The sequence below is a fragment of the Paraburkholderia xenovorans genome (genome assembly GCF_046030735.1).
Lineage (GTDB): Bacteria > Pseudomonadota > Gammaproteobacteria > Burkholderiales > Burkholderiaceae > Paraburkholderia > Paraburkholderia xenovorans_A.
Window position 1 is genome coordinate 146858 of record NZ_JAQQBV010000010.1, and the last position, 18452, is coordinate 165309.

An 18452-nucleotide genomic window follows, 5' to 3' on the forward strand; every position below is an offset into this window, starting at 1 on the left:
CGGCCAGAAAAAATTATAACAACCTGACGCGGCGCCTTCGTCGAGACATCAGATCGATGTGCAGCAATTAAAAAGGCTGCGCTATACTCGCGACAATGAAAGTTTTGCGGACACTTCTCGTTTTGCTGCTGTGTGCGATGCTGCCCCTGAGCGGGCTGGCAGCCAGCGGCACGATTGGAGTGTGTCCCATGCAGTCGGCCATGACCGACGGTATGGCAACTGCGGCTGCCGCAGTTGCCATGTCGGCCGACATGCCCGGTTGCGAATCGATGAGTGCCGCCCCCGGCGAGCACGGCAAATCGAAAGCGCCGCTCTGCAAGATGGGCGCGCAGTGTCAGATGGGCAGTCTTTACCACCCCGTTGCTTCCCCCACCGTTACGCGCCCCGCGGGCCCGTTCGTCCCAGTCAGCTTCCATTACGCACAGTCGCTCTCCATCCGCGAGCCGGATGGCCTCTGGCGTCCTCCGCAGTCCGTCTAACCCGATCGTTCTGGTTCACCGCTTTTACGCGGTGATGTCGTCCCGCTTCGGGACGTGAGTTCGTGTGTCCGCTCGCGTGATACACGGCTCGACCATTCGAGGTTAGAACATGGTTTCCATCATCGGCACGCCGGCATCCCGGCGCGCCTGGGCTTGCTCATGCGCCGTCCTTGTCGCGTTCGGCCTGTTGGCCGGCCGCGCGGCGCACGCCCAAAACTCGGGTTTGACGCTTGAAGAAACGCTGCAAATCGCCACTAGCCGCTCGGCCTCCATTCAGGCCGCGCAAGCATCGGTTCGCGGAACTTCGGACGTGGTCGCAAAAGCCGGGCAACTGCCCAATCCCACGCTGAATTTGAGCCTTCAGAATCTGCCCATCAACGGACCCGATGCGTTCACGATCGGGCAGGACAACTTTACGATGCGCGGCGTCGGTATCCAGCAGGAATGGGTGTCGGCGGAAAAGCGCCGATTGCGGACCACGCTCGCCGGTCGAGCGGTGGAGCGCGATCGTTCCACCTACCTTGAAAAAGTCGCCGAGGTTCGTCAGCAAGCGGCAATGGCGTGGCTGAACGCGATCTACGCAAAGCAGGCCGTCGCGCTGAATCAGGCGCTGGTCGACCACCTCGGGCAAGAGCTTGCCGCAAGACAGGCGTCCTATCGCGGCACGAAAGGCGCCGCGCTCGATGTCGCTCAGGCGAGTCTCACGCTCGGCAACGCGCGCAACGAACTGATCGGCGCGCAGCAGGACGAGAAGACCGCGTTGATTACGTTGTCGCGCTGGACCGCGGCGGGCAACGTGCTGGCCGTCGACGGTACGCCGCCGGAACTCGAGTCGAACGTGTCCGCTTTGAGCGTCGAGCAACTTGCTCAGGTGCAGCCTGCGTTGATCGCGGCTCGTTCGGCTATTTCGCTGGCCGATGCCGACACCGACGTCACGCGCAGCAACAGGAGTCCGAACTGGACCTGGGGCGTCACCTACTTCAAAAGCGGTGGCCGGTATCCGGATTACGTGTCCGTGGGCGTTTCGATTCCGTTGCCGATTCACCGCCGCAGTGTCGAAGACCGCGACGTCGAGCAGAAGTCCGAGATGGGTACGCAGGCGCGACTCGTCTACGAAGATACCGAACGCCAGGTCGTCGCCGATATCCAGAGTCTGAGCGCGAAGCTCGCGAGCGGCCGGGCCCGTCTCGCCAATGCGCGGCAGAGCGTTCTTCCCGCGGCCGAACAGAAAGTGCAACTGGCCAACGCCGCGTACCGCTCGGGTGCCGGCACGCTCGCCGACGCACTGGATGCGCGCCACACACAGCTCGAAGCGGACCTCCAGGTGTTGAACCTCGAACGGGAAACATCCCTCGTCTGGGCGCAACTCGAATACCAGGTGCTGCCGGCCGACATGGCTTCCGGCGAGTAAGGAGAACAACATGAATCAGAAACTCATCGTACGCGCTGTCGCTACGGTATTCGCCGCGGCGGTATTGCTCGGCGCCGGTTATGCGATCGGCAGCCGTCGTGCGGCAAGCGTTGCACCGATGGCGTCGGCTGCGAACCCATCGGCATCCGCCGACAATGCCGACAATGCCAACAACGTCGATCCGAAGACGGGTCGCAAGGTACTCTACTGGCACGACCCGATGGTGCCGAACCAGCACTTCGACAAGCCGGGCAAATCGCCGTTCATGAACATGCAGTTGCAACCGGTCTTCGCGGACGAAGGCTCGGGCGGCTCGGGTGGCATCAAGGTCGACGCCACGCTGCAACAGAACCTCGGCATCCGCTACGCGACAGTGGTGCGCCGCGACACCGCCGAAGGTTTCGATGCGATCGGCACCACGCAATTCGACGAGTCGATGGCACAGGTCGTCCAGTCGCGCGTCACGGGCTATATCGACCACCTGTACGCAAGTGCGCCGATGCAGCATGTCGCGAAGGGCGCGCCGATTGCATCGTTGTTCGTGCCCGACTGGTTGTCGCCTCAGGAAGAGTATCTGGCGCTCAGGCGCGGCGGCATGGATGCCGGTTTGCTCGCCGCGGCACGCGCACGGATGCGGGCACTGTCGATTCCGGACGGACTCGTCGCAAGCCTCGACCGAACCGGCAACGTGCAGACCCATGTGACGCTATTCGCGCAGGACGCCGGCGTGCTGACGGAACTCAACGTGCGCGATGGCGCGATGGTGTCGCCGGGGCAAACGCTCGCCAAGGTCGCGGGTCTGTCGAAGCTGTGGCTGATCGTCGAAATACCGGAGTCGCTCGCGTTGCAGGCGCGACCCGGCATGACGGTCGACGCAACCTTTACCGGCGACGCCTCGCAGCATTTCAACGGCCACATCCGCGAAATCCTGCCGGGCATCACGCCGGACAGCCGCACGTTGCAAGCGCGCGTCGAGATCGATAACGCCGGCCTGAAGCTGACGCCCGGCATGTTGATGCGCGTGCGTGTCAGTGGAGTCAAACCGGTCTCGCGGTTGCTCGTGCCGTCCGAAGCGGTCATCACGACCGGCAAGCGCTCGATCGTGATCGTCAGGAATGGCGATGGCCGCCTGCAACCTGTCGAGGTCGCCGTCGGCAACGATAGCGGCGACTCCACCGAGGTGACGAGCGGGTTGACCGAAGGCCAGCAGGTGGTCGCATCGGGCCAGTTCCTGATCGACTCGGAAGCGAGCCTGCTATCGGTGTTGCCGAAGCTAGAAGGCCCCGCGGCGCCCGCGCCCGCTTCCATGGCGAGTTCCACACCGGCCGCCGCGCCAACCTACGAAACCACCGGCAAGATCGAAAAAGTCACCGCCCACGACATCACGTTCTCGCATCAACCGGTGCCGGCGCTGGGTTGGGGCGCGATGACGATGAGCTTCGACAAACCGTCGCCGGATGCCTTTGCGGACGCGAAGGTCGGCGAGTCGGTGCATTTCGTGTTCAGGCAATCCGACAACGGTTACCAGTTGACGCGGGTCGAACCGGCCGGAGGCGCGAAATGATTGCTCGCCTGATTCGCTGGTCGATATACAACCGCTTTCTCGTGCTGCTCGCGACGGTTCTCGTCGCCGGGTGGGGCGTTTATTCGCTGACCCACACGCCGCTCGACGCGCTGCCGGACCTGTCCGACACCCAGGTGATCATCAAGGCGTCGTATCCCGGCAAAGCGCCGCAAGTCGTCGAAGACCAGGTGACGTATCCGCTCACGACCACGCTGCTCGGCGTGCCGGGCGCCACCGCGATCCGTGCGTATTCGTCGTTCGGCGATGCGTTCGTCTATGTGCTGTTCGACGATAAAACGGATCAGTACTGGGCCCGCTCGCGCGTGCTCGAATATCTGAACCAGGTGCAGAGCCGTTTGCCGCCGGGCGCGACGGTGTCGCTCGGGCCCGATGCGACGGGCGTGGGTTGGGTCTATGAATATGCGCTGGTCGACCGAACGGGCAAACACGATCTCGGTCAGCTTCGAGCGTTGAACGACTGGTTTCTGAAGTTCGAACTGAAATCGGTGCCGGACGTATCGGAGGTGGCGAGCATCGGCGGCATGGTGCGGCAGTATCAGGTCGTGCTCGATCCGGACCGGTTGCGCGCTTATGGGATCACGCAAAGCGCGGTCGCGGAGGCGATCGGCAACGCGAACCAGGAGTCGGGCGGCTCGGTGGTCGAGCTGGCCGAGTCCGAGTACATGGTCCGCTCGTCGGGTTATCTGCACTCGCTCGACGACTTCCGCAACATCGTGCTGCGCACGAACGATGCCGGCACGCCGGTGTTGCTCGGCGACGTCGCGCGTATCCAGATCGGACCCGAGGCGCGGCGCGGCATTGCCGAACTGAACGGCGAGGGCGAGGTGGCCGGCGGCGTGGTCGTGATGCGTTCGGGAAAGAACGCGCTGACCACCATCGATGCGGTCAAGGCGAAGCTTGCCGAGCTGAAGAAGTCGCTGCCGGCAGGCGTCGAGGTCGTGACTACCTACGATCGCTCGCAACTGATCGAACGCGCTGTCGACAATCTGAAGGACAAGCTCATCGAGGAGTTCGTCATCGTCGGTCTCGTGTGCGCAGTGTTTCTGTTTCATCTGCGAAGCGCATTCGTCGCGATCCTGTCGCTGCCGCTCGGCGTGCTCACCGCGTTCATCGTGATGCGTTATCAAGGCGTCAATGCGAACCTGATGTCGTTAGGCGGGATTGCGATCGCGATCGGTGCAATGATCGATGCGGCCATTGTGATGATCGAGAACGCGCACAAGCATCTGGAAGCGTACGACCTTACGCACCCCGATACGCCGATCACGAACGCGCAACGCTGGGAGTTGATCGCGCGTTCCGCTGCCGAGGTCGGTCCGGCGCTGTTTTTTTCGCTGCTGATCATCACGTTGTCGTTCATTCCGGTGTTCTCGCTCGAAGGTCAGGAAGGCAAACTGTTCGCGCCGCTCGCGTTCACCAAGACCTACACGATCGCGGCTGCCGCCGGCTTGTCCGTCACGCTCGTGCCCGTTTTGATGGGCTATCTGATTCGCGGCCGGATTCCGCATGAAAATGCCAATCCGCTCAACCGGGTGCTGATCCGTCTGTACCGTCCGTTGCTCGAGGCGACGCTGCGCCGGCCGTGGGTTGCGATCGGGCTCTCGGTCGTCGCACTCGCCGTCACGATGATTCCGGTGGCGCGGCTCGGCGGCGAATTCATGCCGCCGCTCGACGAAGGCGATCTGCTCTACATGCCCACTGCGTTGCCCGGCATCTCGGCCGACAAAGCCGCCGAACTGCTGCAACAGACGGATCGCCTGATCAAGACCGTTCCCGAGGTGAAGACCGTGTTCGGCAAGTCGGGACGCGCCGACACCGCGACCGATCCCGCGCCGTTCGAGATGTTCGAGACCACGATCCAGTTCAAGCCGCGCAGCGAATGGCGGCCCGGCATGACGCCGGAAAAGCTGGTGGACGAACTGGATGCGCGGGTCAAGATTCCGGGGCTGTCGAACGTTTGGGTGCCGCCGATTCGCAATCGCCTCGACATGCTGTCGACCGGCATCAAGACGCCCGTCGGCGTAAAGATCTCCGGCGCCGATCTTGGGCAGATCGACAGGATCGCGTCGCAGATCGAGTCCGTGCTGAAAAACGTGCCGGGCGTGAGCTCGGCGCTGGCGGAACGCCTGAACGGCGGCCACTACATCGACGTCGATATCGATCGACTCGCGGCGGCTCGCTATGGCTTGTCGGTGAAAGACATCCAGTCGGTCGTGTCGACCGCGGTGGGCGGCGATAACGTCGGCGAGGTGATCGCGGGCCGCGAGCGCTTTCCGATCAACCTTCGCTATCCACGCGAAGTGCGGGATTCCGTCGACAAAATCCGTCAGTTGCCGGTCGTAACCGGGCGCGGCGCGCAGATCACGCTTGGCGACGTCGCGACGATCAGGATCTCCGATGGCCCGCCGATGATCCGAAGCGAGAATGCGCGCTTGTCCGGGTATGTCTACGTCGACATCCGCGGCACGGATCTGCAATCGGCGGTGAGGGCGATGCAGAGCGCGGTCGCGCAGCACGTGGTGTTGCCGCCGGGTTATTCGATCGCGTGGTCCGGTCAGTTCGAGTATCTGGAACGGGCGGCGGAAAAGCTGCGAACCGTGATTCCGGTGACGCTCGTCGTCATTTTCGTGCTGCTGTTCCTGACCTTCAGTTCGGCCGCCGATGCGCTGTTGTTGATGTCGACGGTGCCGTTCGCGCTCGTGGGCGGCTTCTGGCTGATCTGGATGCTCGGGCACGCGGTGTCGGTCGCCACGGCGGTCGGATTTATCGCGTTAGCGGGCGTCGCAGCGGAATTCGGTGTGGTGATGCTGCTGTATCTGAAGGGCGCGCTCGAGCGCCGGCTCGCGGAAGGTGCGGCATTGACCGAAGCGACGCTCGTCGAGGCGATCCGCGAGGGCGCGGTTCTGCGCGTGCGCCCTAAAGCGATGACCGTTGCGGTGATCCTCTCGGGCCTGATCCCGATCATGCTCGGTCATGGTTCGGGATCCGAAGTGATGCAGCGTATTGCCGCTCCGATGGTCGGCGGGATGGTGACCGCGCCGCTGCTGTCGATGCTCGTCATTCCGGCCGCCTGGCTGTTGCTGCAACGCCGCCGCATCGCTCGGCTGAAAGCAGACGCGCAACACACGTTTGACACTCATGTAGCACCCAATGGCACGCCTGTGCCGCACATTCACTCTGGAGAAAACCCATGAAGAAGTTGATGATTTTGACGGCTGGATTTTGTAGCGCTGTGACGTTCGCCGGCGCGGCGCTGGCGGACGATATGGCCGGTATGAAAATGAGCGGCGGCGCGATGCAGGCCGCGGCGCCGAATAACGCGGCGCTCACCGATGCAGTCGTGAAGAAAGTGGACCCGGCCACCGGCATGGTGACGCTTCAGCACGGCGAACTGAAGAACATCGGCATGCCGGCGATGACGATGGCCTACAAGGCCAAGGACACGTCGATCGTCAATCAGGCGAAGGCGGGCGAGAAGGTCAAGGTCCGCGTCGAGAACGTGGACGGTACGCCGACCATTGTGAAGTTGCAGAAACAGTAACGCTTCGCTGCTGCAATGCGCCGGTCTGATGGTGACCGGCGCATTGTCAGCCCGCTTGTTCGAGTCCGCGAACGATTTACTGTGCGGCGGCCTTGAACGATTCGAGTTCGGTCGAGATGCGTTGAGTACGCATGCCGTTGCTGCTGTAATACTCTTCGACGGACTTCACCCATCGGCCGACTTCCGGCACATACCAGAATGCCTTATACACGCGGCCGGTTGCGGTAACCGGCGCGACGTTGCGGGTTTGCGCCACCACTGTCGTGCCGTTCTGAGTGGACACGGCGCCGGTGGTCGCCGCATGCACGGGCGAAGTCACCGCGGTCCATTCGCCTTCCGCTTCGATCTTGATCGCCTGGAATTTGCCCGCGGGCACTTCCACGGATTCAGGACCGACCACCTTGAATTGCGTATTCATCGATTCCGAATCGTGCTTCACGTTCGGATGCGCTTCCGTGTATTTCAACTGCCATGTTTTGCCGGCCGTAAGCGGAAAAGACAGCGGCTGATTAACCACGGTTTCGGTGCCGTTCACGTTTCGCGAGCGGCTCCAGTCGGCGCCCGCGATCATCTCGACGGCGGCCTGAGTGGCGCCTGCCTGCTTCGTTTCGAAATACACGTGGTCCGATGTGGCGCGCGTGACGACGATCTCGTCGTGCGTCTGACGCCAGCCGTTAGGCGCGGTCTCGACAGTGTCGATATAGGTCCAGCTGTCGCCCTGCCTGAGCACCGGCGCTGGTGTGGATTCGGCCTGGCAGAGCATCGGAACAGCCATTGAAACCAGCAGCAAGGTGGTCTGTATTATTTTCATGGCGTGCGGTTTTTGTGTTGTTGGGGTGCCGCACGATTCTAGTCACCTAGTCTTTCGGTTGGCATTCAACCGGCGCCGCTGCGTTTTCCCCGGAAACCGTGCCTATCGCCCGACTGACACGTCAACGTTCAGGCTTCACGAACAACCGGTTATCGATCGAAGTTACGCCAGGAACATGGCTGACTGCCGCCTCGGTATGGGCGATCTGGTCTGCGGTGTGCGCAGAACCCACCAGGAGAACCTTGTCACCGTGTACGAACACGGCCATCGACGACATATCAACGCCGGGCGTTCTTGCTATGGCTGCGCGGACCTGGCGGACTGTCGGCGATCGGGAGTCATTCGTTGCTTGCGGGACGTTTGATTGTGCAAGCGCGCTGCATCCCACGGCCATTGCGGCTGTTGCGGCTAGCAATTTGAAAAGTGCAACCAACTTCATGACGTACGACTCCCAAGATCGGTGATCAAAAGCGCGAATGCGCGAGGCGATGCGCAAATAATTATACTTGTCTTTTTTTTTAGATTGTCGCATGATGATTTTTCAGGACCTGACATAAACAGGTCTTCATGGGCTTCATACCCACGAAATGAGGAACCCGCTATGAATCTCCACATCGCAAGTGCATGGCTTGAACGGTTGCACGCTGGTTTCAGCGATCTCCACCAATTCGCCGTCCAGTTGAGGGATGCGGCATCGGCTTCAGGACGTGAATCGGCGGCGCTCGCGCTGTTGGCCGAGCGCGCAGCCGTATTCTGCGAGCGGCATGAGGGAGCCGCGGTGTCCACAAGCGTCGTTGACGAATTTATCGCGGAGCTACGCGAAGATGCGTTGAAGCTAAAGAGTGCGAGTGAGGCGTCCGATGCGGCGTTCCTCGAAGCGCTGAACGCATTTGCAGGCAGGCTCGCGCCGACGATGGTCGTCTGAGAGGTTTGCGCTCGGAACGATGTCTCTTGCGTCAGTCGGTGCGTTAGGGAAAGGGGCGCACCGGCAGTCGAACTAGCTTGCGTCCAGCAGTGCCTGCAACGCGCGAGCTCCGTCGCGCCCCTTTGCAGCGCCAGCCCAAAGCCGTTCAATCAATCCCCGATACATCGCCACCGCGTCAGGTGAGGTAGTGATGGTCGCGATACCCGTTCGCACGTTCGGGAGTTCGCCCAGTCTGAACGGCGAGACCGCCACGTGTTGAACGCCAGGTTCTTCGAAAATCTGGAAAGTCTCGCTCGGCAGATGGTCGGCGACGATACCGACTTGTACGCCGATGGGGTCGCTATTGAGCACGTCGATCATGTGCGCCACTTCTTTGCGTGCCGCGAGCTTGCGCTCAAGCTGGATTCCTGATGGCAAGCCAAGTCGTCCAACCAGACCGTGATGCAGGAACTGCTCGATCTGTCGCAACCCAATGAGGCTGAGAATGCTCGGCCGTTGCTGTTCGAACGCCTTCCGGCGCGCGAAAAGAATCTTCAGCACGTCGCTGTCGATGCGGTTTGCCTCTTCGTCGCGAAGTTCGTGGGGCACGCTCTCTTCCAGCATGGCGCGAAGATGCTGACCGTACTCGTCGGAAGTCAGTAGCACGGAGATCGGGTCGAAGTTGGCGAGGATGCGTGTAGAGCGCGACTCGAGTTGTCGCATGCGCTCGAAATAGCTGATCGCCGAGCTGTGGTACTCCGACTCGACGCCGAGAAGGTTCGGCAGTGTGACTTCCAGCAGCGCGGCAAGGCGTTCCAGAGTCTCGACCTTGACGATCTCTCCACGTTCAAGGTTGTAGACAGCCGCGCGCGAGATTTCCAGGCGCTGTGCGATGTCGTCTGAACGCAGTCCGCGAGCTAGCCGATACGCGCGCAGGCGCTCGCCAATAGCAAGAAAGTCGAACGTAGGCGCGTTCCTGCGAAATGCCACTTCTGCCACGATCGCTCCTCGTATAAAAAACCTTCCTGATTGTAACCCATCAGCCTGATCATCCGACGTTCCAGGGAAAATACCGACCCATTTTTGTTGTAAAAATAGAGATTTATATATTTTTTACTACTTGTCGATATTTTTGGACGAATTCAAGATTGTTCTGTGCCGGCGCCCTGGGTGGCGCCCCACGAACGCCCCGGTCACCGCACGCGCTCACAGCGATACGAAGACCGGAAATTTTGATGATTGTCAGGATAACGAAAAGAGGCTCCCATGCCTGGTGCAAAATTAAAGCTTCTGCCGAGTCTTTGTTTTCTCGGCGCAGCCGCGCTTAGCGCGCCAACTTACGCGCAGTCGTCGGTGCAGCTTTACGGGCTGATCGACTCCTATGTTGGGGTTGTCAAGAATCCGGGCGGTCATGCCGCAGCCGTTATGCAGGGAGGGGGGATGTCGACGTCGTTCTGGGGCCTCAAAGGCACTGAAGATCTCGGCGGCGGCTATACGACTTTCTTCGTGCTGGAAAGCTACTTTCTTTCTCAGAACGGAAACTATGGTCGCTTCAGCGGCGATTCGTTCTTCTCGCGCAATGCCTATGTGGGTATCGGCATGCCCTACGGTTCGATCCGCGCGGGTCGCCTGACCACGCCGCTCTATATCTCGACGATCAATCTCAACCCTTTCTTCAACTCGTACACGTTCTCGCCGTGGATATTTCATACGTTCAAGGGATTGGGACCGCAGGGGGTCGTGGGTGATTCGGGCTGGAATAACGCGGTGGCCTATACGTCGCCTACGATCAGCGGCTTTAGCGGTACGGCAATTTATGGGTTCGGCAATACGGCCGGTGACGCGGGCGCCCACAAATGGGGCGCCAACCTGACGTATCAGATGAACGCGCTGCTGCTGGCCGCGAACTACCAGTACATCAACTTCAGCAATACACCGGCCGATATCGGCTCCGCACTTCCATCGGTGCCGGGTTTGCGCGCGCAGGAAACCATCCAGCTCGCCGGCTCGTACAACTTCAACGTGATGAGGGTGTTCCTGGGTTACATGAACATTCGCGACGACGCGCGACTTGGCGAAACAAACTCGAACACCGAACAGGTCGGCGTCTCCGTGCCGGTTTCTACCCACGGTTTCGTTCTCGCGGACTTCGCGTACACGAAATCGACGGGACCGCAGAGCGGTGATGTGCATCGCGCAACCTGGGCCGTCGGCTACGATCTCCCGGTGTCGAAGCGCACGGACCTTTACGCGGCCTTCAAATACGACCGTTATGCGAGCCAGTCGACGGGGCTGACCTATGGTGTCGGCCTGCGCCACAACTTCTAGGCAAAAAGGGTCCCCCGTACCGCTATCTCTTTCGGGCATGGGGTTTTCACTTAGATCGTAGACATTGCATGGCGCAAAGAAACCACGTAATCTAAATTTTTAGACAGATAGCCGGAGCGACAGATTCCGGCGTCGGATAAACAGCCTTTAGACGTGGTTTGGAACCCCTGGTCATGTGTGACCTGCGCGATCGCAAGGTATGTCACTGGTTTTGAGCTATCGGAAGGTCCTTGGTCGTGTCGATCGTCTATTTATTTAGACGGATGCGATGAAATAAAGCTGGTGGCCGAACTGGCTGCCACTTGGACCGCGACAAAGGTTGGTCTCCCTGGAGGAAGTAATGGAAGCAAATGTAAAGACAGTAGGACGCAGTGCGGCGTCGAACGCCGGCTCGGACGAGCGCCCCGACAAGTACGCCTGGAAGGCGCTCGCCGGCTCTGCAATCGGTTACGCGATGGACGGCTTCGACCTGCTGATTCTCGGTTTCATGCTGCCGGCCATCGGTCTGGATTTGCATCTGTCCACGCAGCAGTCCGGCGCGCTGGTGACGTGGACATTGATCGGTGCCGTCGGCGGCGGGATTTTCTTTGGCGCGATGTCGGATCGCTTCGGCCGAATTCGTGTGCTGACGTGGACGATTGTTCTCTTTGCGCTCTTCACCGGTCTTTGCGCTTTTGCGCGAGGTTTCTGGGATCTGCTGACGTACCGCACGATCGCCGGTATTGGTCTCGGTGGCGAATTCGGCATTGGTATGGCGCTCGCGGCTGAAGCATGGCCCGCGAAACTCCGCGCGCGTTGTACGTCGTATGTCGCGCTCGGCTGGCAGACCGGTGTACTCGCTGCGTCGCTGCTGACGCCGGCTCTGCTCCCGCATATCGGATGGCGGGGAATGTTCCTTCTCGGCGTGGTTCCGGCTCTCGTTGCGTGGTTCGTGCGTAACAGGCTTCATGAGCCAGAAGTGTTCGTTCGCGCAACCAGCACGACCAGAAAGCCGAACGCATTCAAGCTGCTGATTGCCGACGCCCGCACCACGCGCACGAGCCTGGGTGTGATCGTCCTCTGCTCGGTCCAGAACTTCGGCTACTACGGAATCATGATCTGGCTGCCCACCTATCTCGCCAGGACGCTTGGCTTCGGTCTGACGAAGTCGGCGCTTTGGACCTCGGTCACCATTGTCGGGATGATGGTCGGCGTCTATATCTTCGGCCAACTCGCGGACCGCATAGGCCGTAAGCCGACCTTCGTGCTGTTCCAGGCGGGTGCGGTGGCAACGGTCATCACCTATTCGACCCTCTCCGATCCCGGCGTGATGCTCTGGGCGGGCGCGGTCATGGGCATGTTCGTGAACGGGATGATTGGTGGCTACGGTGCATTGATGGCCGAAGCCTACCCGACTGCCGCGCGTGCAACCGCGCAGAACGTGCTGTTCAACATTGGCCGCGCAGTCGGCGGTTTTGGCCCGATTGTTGTTGGTGGAATCGCCGCCGCCTATTCCCTTCAGACTGCTATTGCGTTGCTCGCAAGCATCTACGTTCTCGACATTATTGCCACGATTTTCCTGATCCCCGAACTGAAGGGAAAGGAACTGGAATAAGCAGGTTGTCTGTCGCGAGCCTCCGGTCCCGAGGCATCGCGCTACGTTTTTGAAGAGTGGAGTCACCATCATGTCAGCAAGTCCGTGCTGCGGCTCAAATGCCGTCGCCACTGTTGCTTCATACCGCTGCAAGGTAGTAGAGCACTACTGGGTCAATCAGCGCTACAAATACATTCGTCTCGAAGCAGATGCACCTGTTGCCCGCATCACCAGGGCCGGTCAGTTCTATCAGCTCAAATGTCCGACGACGCTCGAACACGAGCCGTTTCTGTTGCGACCGATGAGTGTCTACGGTGCGGGTCCCGAGGATAACCGCGTCGAATTCCTCTACAACGTTACGGGTGTCGGCACAAAAGCAATGGCGACTCTGCCGGAAGGCAGCGACATGGACATTGTCGGGCCACTCGGCAATACGTTTACTTTCAGTCCTGAGTATCGACGCATCCTTGTTATCGCGCGGGGCGTGGGCCTTGCAACGATGGCGCCGCTAATCAGGGACGCGGCGAAGGCTTCAGTCGACATCACCGCTGTCATGTCGGCTCGCTCGTCCGCGGATCTTATGGAAAAAGAATTCCTGCGAGGTGCGAGTGCGGATGTGCGTGCTGTATTCGATGCGGATGGAACTTCGTCGATCGAAGCGATGGAAGTACTGCTTCGCCAACTGATCGAAGAGCAACGTCCGGATGCTGTTTATACGTGCGGTTCGCACCGGCTTCTGATGCTATTGCAGCGTGTACTTGGCGATTATCCGCAGATCATCGGCGAGGTTGCGATGGAGCAGCGTATGGCGTGCGGTATGGGGGTCTGCCTGTCGTGCGTGCGATTGTTCGACTGCGACGGTGACCGCAAATTTCTTCGCGTCTGCCGCGAAGGCCCGGTCTTTCCGATTCGCGAAGTGGTGGGGGAGGTGGAATTTGGCTAATTTGACTGCTCGGGTTGGCGACATGATTCTGCGCAACCCCGTCATGCCGGCGTCAGGCTGTTTTGCAATCGAATACCAGGAAGCACTTGACCTTAATCGTCTCGGCGCGCTGGTCATCAAGAGCGTATCCCCGACATCCCGTGCAGGCAATCCAACGCCGCGCGTGTGCGACGCATACAGCGGCATGCTCAACTCGATCGGTATTCCGAGCAAAGGGCTCGAGTACTACCGCGAGAGTGTGCTGCCGCCGTATCTGAAGTTCGACACACCGATTGTCGTGTCGATTTCGGCCGACACGGCCGACGAGTTCGCCGAAGCATGCGAACAGATGTCGCTGCCTGAGGTCGCCGCGATTGAAGCGAATATATCCTGCCCGAATCTCGAAGCCGACGGTATGGCGTTTGCGATGCAGCCGGAGACGACCTACAAGGCAGTATCTGCGATCCGCCGTCGCACCCGTCACCCGTTCTGGGTCAAGCTCACGCCCAACGCGAGCAACATCGCGGCGGTGGCGCGCGCGGCAGAAGACGCTGGCGCAGACGCGATCGTGATGGGTAACACCGTTCTTGGTATGTCGATTGATGTGCGTACCCGCAAGCCGAAGCTGGGCAATGTCATGGGCGGCCTGTCGGGTCCCGCGATCAAACCGATAGCACTGCGGCTCACTCACCAATGCTACAGGGCGGTCCGCATTCCGATTATTGGCTGCGGCGGTATCCAGTGCGCGGAAGATGCGGTCGAGTTCATGCTCGCGGGCGCGAGTGCGGTACAGATCGGCACGGCCTCGTTTCGTGATCCCGGTGTCATGCAGAAGATCATCGACGGGATGGAAGGCTACTGTAACGAGATGGGCGTGGAGAGCATCCGTGATCTGGTCGGACAGGTGAAGTTGGACCACCAGCTTAGCGATCACTGGCTACGATTCGCGCAGCAATCCGGCTGAATTCTCAACAGGAAACTGGCGGCTCGTGTTGACTGAGCGGCTGGTGGCAAGCGCCGGCAACTGCCGGCTCACCGCGCAAATGGACAGGCATCATGGAAACACTCGACCTTCACGGACTCGCTCAGAAGCTCTTCGACGACATTCGCGGCATTTCATCCGACGGCGTAGGCGTGACGCGAGACAGCTATGGCGAAGGCGAAACCGCGACCGCGAACTATCTCCGGCAGTTTGCTGAAAACGAAGGGCTGCACGTCGAAACAGATCGCGCTGCCAACCTGATTTTCAGTCTTCCGGATACCCACGAACAGGATGCATCCATCTGGGTCGGCTCTCACCTGGATTCGGTGCCGCAAGGCGGCAATTTCGATGGTCTTGCGGGGATCATCGCGGGCCTGCTGTGTATGGTGACGCAGAAGCAGCGCGGGCAGTCTTCGGCCACGCCCCTTCGTGTGATTGCATTTCGCGGCGAGGAAAGCGCATGGTTCGGCAAGGCGTACATGGGCTCGGGGTCGATCTTCGGGAAACTTTCCGCCGATGATCTGAAGCTGAAACACCGGTCGACCGGCAAGCCGCTGTCCAGCTATATGGAACGGGTGGGTGCGGATACGACTGCCATCGCGTCGCAGGAATTATTGTTCGACAAGAAGAAGGCGAAGGCCTATCTCGAACTGCATATCGAGCAGGGCCCGATCATGGTGGCACGCAGGATTCCTCTCGGCGTCGTACCGGGTATCCGCGGCAATGTGCGTCATAACCGGGTGACCTGTGTTGGCGAGGCGGGGCATTCGGGCGCAGTCCCGCGTTGGCTCCGTCGCGACGCGATGTTTGCAGTCGCTGAACTTATCACGCGACTGGATGAACATTGGCGAGTCCTACTGGAACGCGGTATCGACCTCGTGGTGACGGCGGGCATCGTCGGAACCGATCCTGCTGAACATTCCATTTCCCGCATTCCGGGCACCGTCAATTTCAGTTTCGAGGCACGCAGTAAGAGCCACGAAACCCTTGAAGGCTTTTACCAGCTGATGCGCAGCGAGTGCGCGTCGATTGAGCGCGAGCGAAGCGTGAGGTTCGATTTCGATCGTCGGCTGGAGTCCGCTCCCGCGGTAATGGATGAAAAAATCTGCACCGCGCTCGCCGAGTCTTGCGGCAGGAACGGCACGCCCTACGAAACGGTTCCGAGCGGCGCAGGCCACGACGCGTCGTTATTCGCGAACGCGGGCATCCCCAGCGGGATGCTATTCATCCGTAACGAAAACGGCTCGCATAACCCGCATGAGGCAATGGATCTCGAAGATTTCCTGCTGGGTGTCCAGGTGCTGTCAGACACCATCGATCATCTCTGACGCCTGCGTTTTATCCGAGGATTTCTCATGGCTCAGTCTGTCACCATCCGCCGACCGGACGATATGCACCTACACCTGCGTGACGAGAATACGCTGCGTACCGTGTTGCCTTATACCGTTCGCCAGTTCGGCCGCGCGATCGTCATGCCGAACCTCAAGCCGCCGGTCACGACTGTGGCTGCGGCGCGCGCCTATCGGGAGCGCATTCTGGCGGCTGTGCCCGCTGGCGCAAGTTTCGAACCACTGATGACGGCCTACCTCTGCGACAACACCGATCCCGAGGAAATCAGCCGAGGTTTCAACGAGCGTGTCTTTACTGCAGTGAAACTCTATCCGGCGGGAGCAACGACGCATTCCGAATACGGTGTGACCTGTACGAGCAAGGTCGAGAAAGTGCTCGACGTGATGCAGGAACTCGGTATGCCTTTGTTGATTCACGGGGAAAGTACGGAGGCGGGCGTCGATGTTTTCGACAAGGAAGCGGTATTTCTGGACGACGTGCTCAAGCCGTTGCTCGAGAAGTTTCCGGCGTTGAAAGTCGTGCTCGAACACATCACGACCGAGCAGGCGGCCGATTTTGTCGATGCGGACAGGAGCGGGCGGCTGGCCGCGACGATCACCCCCCAGCATCTATTGTTGAACCGCAATGCGATGTTCACTGGTGGCCTGCGTCCGCACTACTACTGCCTGCCTGTTCTGAAGCGAGAACAGCATCGTCTTGCTCTACGCCGTGTCGCAACCTCCGGGTCGTCGTCATTCTTCCTGGGTACGGATTCGGCACCTCACGAGCGCGGAGCCAAAGAGGCGGCATGCGGTTGCGCAGGAATCTTCAGCGCGCCCACGGCGCTCGAAGCCTACCTGACGGTGTTCGAACAGGAAAACGCGCTCGACCGGTTCGAAGCGTTCGCCAGCGAGAACGGCCGACGCTTCTACGGACTGCCGCCGAACGAAGGAACCGTTACGTTGACCCGCGAGCGCAACGATGCGCCGCGCAGCATCTCGCCTGGCGACAACAAATCGATTGAAACCTTCATGGGCGGCGGCGAACTGTCGTGGCGCGTATCTGAAGAACGCGCGAGCTAACCTGAGAGAAACTACTGTCGGAGACACTATGAATCACCCGAACCACCGCGTCGAATACGATTTGCTCGGCGATCGCATGGTGCCGCAAGAGGCCTACTACGGCGTACACACCCTTCGAGCCAAAGAAAATTTTGAAATCTCGGGCACGAGAATCTCGGCCTTCCCGAATCTGATAATCGCGCTCGCCGCAGTCAAGCAGGCCGCAGCGGAGGCGAACGCTGAACTCGGACTGCTCGAACCCACACTGCGCGATGCGATTGTCGCAGCGTGTATCGAGTTACGAGAAGGGCATCTGCACGATCAGTTTGTTGTCGACATCATTCAGGGTGGCGCCGGTACTTCGACCAATATGAACGCCAACGAAGTCATCTGCAATCGCGCACTGGAAATCATGGGACATGCGCGGGGCGACTATGCGCACCTGCATCCTAACGAACATGTAAATCTCGCTCAGAGCACGAATGATGTTTATCCGACCGCACTGCGTATCGCTACATTCTTTGCGATCGAATATCTGATCGAGGCAATGGGCCGTCTTCATGACGCATTCGAAGAAAAGGCCGAAGAGTTCGCTGGCTTACTCAAGCTAGGCCGCACGCAACTACAGGACGCAGTGCCTATGACACTGGGGCAGGAGTTCTCGACGTATGCCGTAATGCTTGAAGAGGATATCGCGCGTCTGCGCGAGGCTTCAGCGTTGATTCGTGAGATCAATCTCGGAGCAACAGCCATTGGTACGGGTATCACCGCGCATCCGGACTACGCGAAAAAGGCCTGCGACGCGTTGCGCCGGATTACCGGCATCGAGCTGATAACCGCGCCGAACCTGATCGAAGCAACGCAGGATTGCGGGGCATTCGTTCAGATATCCGGCGTACTGAAACGAATTGCCGTCAAACTCTCGAAGACATGCAACGATTTGCGCCTGCTGTCGAGCGGGCCGAGAGCCGGCCTGAACGAGATCAATCTTCCGCCAATGCAGGCAGGCTCGTCGATCATGCCGGGCAAGGTCAATCCAGTCATTCCTGAAGTGGTGAACCAGGTCGCGTTTGAAGTGTTTGGCAACGACATCACGGTTACGTTTGCCGCGGAAGGCGGTCAACTGCAACTCAACGCCTTTGAACCGATCATTGCGAGCGCGCTATTCCGGAGCTTTAAACACCTGACCGCGGCGTGCACGACGCTTGCTGACAAATGTGTTCGCGGCATCACCGCCAATGCAGACCACTTGCGCGAAACGCTGGAGCGCTCCCTCGCGCTGGCTACTGCGCTTAATCCCTATATCGGCTACAAGAACGCAACTTCGGTTGCGTCCGAGGCGCACATCAATAACTCGACGATTCGTGAAGTTGTGTTGCGCAGGGGGCTGATGACTAGCGAGCAACTCGATGAGGCGCTTCGTCCGGATGCACTCATTAAACCGCGCGTTCACGGCAATCTCATCAGTGTGTCTGGCACGGCCGACACTGGCGTAAGGCAGGACACTATCCCGCACTGATTTCGCG

16 protein-coding genes are annotated in these 18452 nt (G+C 60.1%); 13 read left to right on the plus strand and 3 right to left on the minus strand.

Annotated elements, in window-relative coordinates; translation table 11 throughout:
• The first annotated feature begins 95 nt into the window (after nt 1–95).
• From PQQ51_RS12275 to PQQ51_RS12295, 5 genes are all read left to right on the plus strand, one after another.
• On the plus strand, nt 96–479 hold the full coding sequence (locus PQQ51_RS12275; protein WP_408497047.1) for a hypothetical protein: 384 nt from the start codon (nt 96–98) through the stop codon (nt 477–479).
• A 109-nt stretch (nt 480–588) separates the two neighbouring features.
• Nucleotides 589–1890 (plus strand): TolC family protein, encoded by a 1302-nt coding sequence (locus PQQ51_RS12280; protein WP_408497048.1) that lies wholly within the window; start codon nt 589–591, stop codon nt 1888–1890.
• A gap of 10 nt (nt 1891–1900) precedes the next feature.
• Nucleotides 1901–3454 carry an efflux RND transporter periplasmic adaptor subunit gene (locus tag PQQ51_RS12285; RefSeq protein ID WP_408497049.1) on the plus strand — a complete coding sequence of 518 codons (1554 nt, stop codon included), beginning with the start codon at nt 1901–1903 and terminating at the stop codon, nt 3452–3454.
• Nucleotides 3451–6669, plus strand: coding sequence for an efflux RND transporter permease subunit (locus tag PQQ51_RS12290; RefSeq protein ID WP_408497050.1), 3219 nt, complete (start codon nt 3451–3453; stop codon nt 6667–6669). Before PQQ51_RS12285 ends, PQQ51_RS12290 begins: the two co-directional genes overlap by 4 nt.
• Nucleotides 6666–7016 (plus strand): copper-binding protein, encoded by a 351-nt coding sequence (locus PQQ51_RS12295; RefSeq protein ID WP_408497051.1) that lies wholly within the window; start codon nt 6666–6668, stop codon nt 7014–7016. The genes PQQ51_RS12290 and PQQ51_RS12295 overlap by 4 nt, the downstream gene beginning before the upstream one ends.
• A 76-nt stretch (nt 7017–7092) precedes the next feature.
• Here the strand turns inward: PQQ51_RS12295 and PQQ51_RS12300 are convergent, their stop codons facing one another.
• Together PQQ51_RS12300 and PQQ51_RS12305 are read right to left on the minus strand one after the other, a co-directional pair.
• A complete protein-coding gene (locus PQQ51_RS12300) occupies nt 7093–7827 on the minus strand; it encodes a hypothetical protein (RefSeq protein WP_408497052.1) in 735 nt (244 codons plus the stop codon).
• A 121-nt stretch (nt 7828–7948) separates the two neighbouring features.
• Complete coding sequence (locus PQQ51_RS12305) at nt 7949–8359, minus strand: BON domain-containing protein (RefSeq protein WP_408497053.1); 411 nt, start codon at nt 8357–8359, stop codon at nt 7949–7951.
• A gap of 69 nt (nt 8360–8428) precedes the next feature.
• Between PQQ51_RS12305 and PQQ51_RS12310 the strand changes: the two genes are divergently transcribed.
• The gene (locus PQQ51_RS12310; RefSeq protein ID WP_408497054.1) at nt 8429–8752 is read left to right on the plus strand and encodes a hypothetical protein; all 324 of its coding nucleotides are present in this window, start codon (nt 8429–8431) and stop codon (nt 8750–8752) included.
• 72 nt (nt 8753–8824) lie between these two features.
• Here PQQ51_RS12310 and PQQ51_RS12315 read toward each other — a convergent pair whose 3' ends face one another.
• Nucleotides 8825–9721 (minus strand): helix-turn-helix domain-containing protein, encoded by an 897-nt coding sequence (locus PQQ51_RS12315; RefSeq protein WP_408497117.1) that lies wholly within the window; start codon nt 9719–9721, stop codon nt 8825–8827.
• Nucleotides 9722–9997: 276 nt separating this feature from the next.
• On the opposite strand from PQQ51_RS12315, the gene PQQ51_RS12320 reads away from it, so the two are divergent.
• The 7 genes from PQQ51_RS12320 (at nt 9998) to aspA (ending at nt 18445) form a co-directional block, all read left to right on the plus strand.
• A complete protein-coding gene (locus PQQ51_RS12320) occupies nt 9998–11059 on the plus strand; it encodes a porin (RefSeq protein WP_408497055.1) in 1062 nt (353 codons plus the stop codon).
• Between the two features lie 340 nt (nt 11060–11399).
• A complete protein-coding gene (locus tag PQQ51_RS12325) occupies nt 11400–12653 on the plus strand; it encodes an MFS transporter (protein ID WP_408497056.1) in 1254 nt (417 codons plus the stop codon).
• Nucleotides 12654–12723: 70 nt separating this feature from the next.
• Nucleotides 12724–13575, plus strand: a complete 852-nt coding sequence (locus PQQ51_RS12330) for a dihydroorotate dehydrogenase electron transfer subunit (RefSeq protein ID WP_408497057.1) — start codon at nt 12724–12726, stop codon at nt 13573–13575.
• Nucleotides 13568–14518: a dihydroorotate dehydrogenase gene (locus tag PQQ51_RS12335; RefSeq protein ID WP_408497058.1), complete on the plus strand. Its 951-nt coding sequence runs from the start codon at nt 13568–13570 to the stop codon at nt 14516–14518. The genes PQQ51_RS12330 and PQQ51_RS12335 overlap by 8 nt, the downstream gene beginning before the upstream one ends.
• 92 nt (nt 14519–14610) lie before the next feature.
• A complete protein-coding gene (locus tag PQQ51_RS12340) occupies nt 14611–15864 on the plus strand; it encodes an allantoate amidohydrolase (RefSeq protein ID WP_408497059.1) in 1254 nt (417 codons plus the stop codon).
• Nucleotides 15865–15891: 27 nt separating this feature from the next.
• The gene (gene pyrC / locus PQQ51_RS12345; RefSeq protein WP_408497060.1) at nt 15892–16947 is read left to right on the plus strand and encodes a dihydroorotase; all 1056 of its coding nucleotides are present in this window, start codon (nt 15892–15894) and stop codon (nt 16945–16947) included.
• Between the two features lie 28 nt (nt 16948–16975).
• Nucleotides 16976–18445, plus strand: a complete 1470-nt coding sequence (aspA, locus tag PQQ51_RS12350; RefSeq protein ID WP_408497061.1) for an aspartate ammonia-lyase — start codon at nt 16976–16978, stop codon at nt 18443–18445.
• Nucleotides 18446–18452: the final 7 nt, after the last annotated feature.